Genomic DNA, 2,657 nt, shown 5'->3' on the forward strand with positions numbered 1-2,657 from the left:
CAAGTGCGGGCCTTCTGACAGAAGTAGTCTTTCCTGAAATCGCCCGTATCGATGGCTGGATCGAGACTGGAACCGAGGTAACGGCTTTCTACGATCCAATGCTCGCCAAGCTGATCGTGGTGGCCGAGGACCGTGATGTCGCGATCGAGAAGCTGAAGACTGCTCTCGCCAATACCTCGATTTCTGGCATCGAAACCAATCTGGACTACCTGCGGGCAATCGCGTCATCTAAGCTGCTCGCCAGCGGCAAGGTGGCGACCACGGCGCTACGGGACTTCGCGTTCATTCCGGATATCATCGAAGTTCTGGCTCCGGGCGCTCAGTCGAGCCTCCAGGAGCTGCCCGGGCGTCTCGGTTTGTGGAATGTTGGCGTACCGCCGAGCGGACCGATGGACGAGCGATCCTTCCGTCATGCCAACCGCCTGGTCGGCAATGACGACGCAACGGCAGCGCTGGAACTGACCGTATCCGGTCCAACACTGCGCTTTTACACCGACGCTGAGATCGCGCTTTCCGGGGCGAGAATGACCATGATTTGCGACGGTGAAAAGCTGCAACACAATAAGGCCRTAACGATTCGTGCGGGACAGGTGCTCTCTATCGGGGCAATCGATGGTGCCGGTCAGCGCGCCTATCTCGCGATCAGGGGCGGCCTTGCTGCTCCGGTCATCCTTGGTTCACGCGCCACCTTTGGACTTGGCCAGTTCGGCGGCAATGCTACCGGCACACTCAAAACCGGTCACGTACTGCATCTCGCGCGGCATGCCACCGGGCAATTGGGGCCCGAAACCGAGCCTGCCAAGCTCACGCGCGAATGGCAGGTCGGCGTCGTCTATGGGCCGCATGGCGCACCGGACTTCTTTCAGCCGGAAGACATCGATACGCTGTTTTCCAACCCTTACGAGGTACATTTCAACAGTGCCCGCACCGGCGTCCGTCTCATCGGCCCTGCACCGAAATGGGCGCGCAGTGACGGCGGCGAGGCGGGGCTTCACCCGTCAAACCTCCATGATAATGCCTATGCTGTGGGAGCGATCGATTTCACCGGCGACATGCCGATCATCCTAGGGCCCGATGGTCCGAGCCTTGGCGGTTTCGTTTGCCCTGCGGTGATTGCCCGCGACGAACAGTGGAAAATGGGCCAGTTCAAGCCCGGCGACAGCATCTGGTTTCATCCGGTTTCTCGCCCGGACGATCCTGTTACCGGACCGGCCATCCTTCGGTCGGCTTCAAATGCTGGGTCAGCCGTTGTCGGACAGCGGGACAATGGACCGGTTTCTGTGGTCTATCGCCGCCAGGGCGATGACAACCTGCTCGTCGAATATGGCCCGATGGCGCTCGATATCGCGCTTAGGCTACGGGTTCATTTGCTGATGTCCGCCGTGTCGGCGGCCCAGCTTCCCGGCCTTATTGATCTGACACCCGGCATCCGTTCTCTGCAGATCCATTATGACGGCACGACGCTGACGCGAAAGCGGCTGCTTGGACTTTTGGCGGAAATCGAGGCCGGTCTCCCGGCAGCTCAGGAGGTGACCGTACCAAGCAGGATCATCCATTTGCCGCTGTCGTGGAATGATCCGGATGCCGAACTCGCCATGCGCAAATATCAGGAACTCGTCCGGCCAAACGCCCCATGGTGCCCTTCCAACATCGAGTTCATTCGCCGCATCAATGGACTTCCCGATGAACAAGCGGTGAAAGACATCGTCTTCAACGCGAGTTATCTGGTGCTGGGGCTAGGCGACGTCTATCTCGGTGCACCCGTCGCGACGCCCATCGATCCGCGCCATCGCCTCGTCACCACCAAATACAATCCGGCCCGCACTTGGACGCCGGAAAATGCGGTCGGTATCGGGGGCGCCTATATGTGCATCTATGGCATGGAGGGACCGGGCGGTTATCAGCTTTTCGGCCGAACGATTCAGGTATGGAATACCTGGCGGCAGACGCCAGTCTTCGCCAGGGGTAAGCCATGGCTTCTCAATTTCTTCGATCAGATACGCTTCTTTCCGGTCAACCATCAGGAATTGACGGAAGCGCGTGCCGCCTTTCCGCATGGCGGCTACCCGGTCAAAATCGAGGAGACGGAGTTCTCGTACGCCGGTTACGAGAAGGAACTGAAGCGGAATGCCCAATCCATCGGGCGCTTCAAGAACACACAGCAAGCCGCCTTCGACCAAGAGCGGCATCGCTGGAAGGAAGCCGGGCTCGACAGCTTCGTTAGCGATAGTGGCGGCGGAGAAAGCCCGGACGCCGATATTCCGGCTGGGTGCTTTGGCGTTGCCAGCAGCATTCAGGGAAACATCTGGAAACTGCTCGTCGAACCTGGGGCATCTGTTGCCGCTGGCGACCCGCTCGCCATTGTCGAATCCATGAAAATGGAATTTCAAGTCAATGCTCACGCCGCAGGCCGTGTCCGCGAACTACGCGCAGCGYCCGGGCGAAACGTTAAAGCCGGCGATATCATTGTTATCCTGGAGGACTGCTGACATGCTGCCGATAATTCTCGATCTTTCAAGCCTTTATGCCGCCTATCAATCCGGCCTGACACCGCTCGATCTCGTTGAATCGTTAATCGCCCGCCGCACCGCATCAAATGATCCGGCGATCTTTATCACCCCCACGCCGGATGAGGACCTACGGGCAGCCGCACGCGG

1 protein-coding gene is annotated in these 2,657 nt (G+C 59.4%); it reads left to right on the forward strand.

Annotation, left to right across the window (positions count from 1 at the left end; translation table 11 throughout):
* Window positions 1–2,489, forward strand: a 2,489-nt coding sequence (locus ACXJ5O_RS23860; RefSeq protein ID WP_457302069.1) for a 5-oxoprolinase/urea amidolyase family protein, incomplete at its 5' end; no start/stop codon positions are given.
* Window positions 2,490–2,657: the final 168 nt, after the last annotated feature.

This window comes from Phyllobacterium sp. P5_D12 (genome assembly GCF_054049495.1).